Origin of the sequence: Staphylococcus pasteuri (genome assembly GCF_003970495.1) — a bacterium.
Lineage (GTDB): Bacteria > Bacillota > Bacilli > Staphylococcales > Staphylococcaceae > Staphylococcus > Staphylococcus pasteuri.
Genome location: NZ_RXWW01000016.1, coordinates 1 through 978 on the forward strand (window position 1 = coordinate 1; position 978 = coordinate 978).

Here is a 978-nt window from a genome sequence, read left to right on the forward strand (position 1 = left end):
TATGCCTTTAATGTGGCAAAACTATGCCTTTAATGTGGCAAAACTATGCCTTTAATGTGGCAAAACTATGCCTTTAATATGGCAAAACTGTTGTCACTCTAAGGTTCAAATGCCTCCTAAAAAGGTTTTAAAAAGATTTATAAAAAGATATTAAAAAGTTCGGGGCAATTTGCCCCTCACAAATTCAAAAGACAAAAAGGAAACCAACCACAAGTGTGGTTGGTTTTTATTATTTAAAAAAGCAATAAGTAATATAACTTTAATGCATTATTCCAATTGCTTTATTGACATTGAGCCTCTGAACCCTTAATAAACCCTAAAACTGTCGACTCGTCGGTTTCATAGCTCACGCTATACCGACATTCGTCGAAACAGTTTAATTAAGGGTTCTTCTCAATGCACAATAAATTTTCTCGGCATAATGGCGTGTGTTACTTTTTATTTCTCTTTTCTGAATAAGGTAAATAAAAGATGATAAACAAAGCACATGCAATGGCTATAAAAGCACCTAAAAAGACCAATTGAGTTTCTCCTTTTCATTTCTAAGCTATTTTAAGCTTGATACAGCTTTTTTATTACCTTAAATGTGGTTTTTATTCAACATTTATATTAAATGCGCTTATACGCGCTTAAAATGGCATATATAAGTCCTCCAAATAAAGCATAAGGAACAAGATAGAAAATAAGTATGAAATAACGCCATGCTGAATGACCTGTTTTCAGGACATAGTTCAGCCATTCATAAAAATGTTGCACACCTAACCAGTCACCTAAGGGACTTAAGACTAAAAATGCGACCATCACTAAGGCAATGATAAAAAACATCGCTGTAATGCCTTGGGTTAAACGATGAAACGCTTGATCATATTGTTTCATGGCTGTGTCGTTGTGCTTGATACGTTCATCAAGGGTTGTTTTATAATCTTTATTGGCTTGTCGAAGTTCGGCTTGGTTAGTTTGTAATTGCTCAATTGCCTT

At 34.2% G+C, this 978-nt stretch carries 1 protein-coding gene; it reads right to left on the minus strand.

What is annotated here, in order from left to right; all coding sequences use genetic code 11:
• Nucleotides 1-609: 609 nt before the first annotated feature.
• On the minus strand, nucleotides 610-978 hold a 369-nt coding region (locus CD121_RS01925), incomplete at its 5' end, for a DUF334 domain-containing protein (RefSeq protein WP_257214180.1).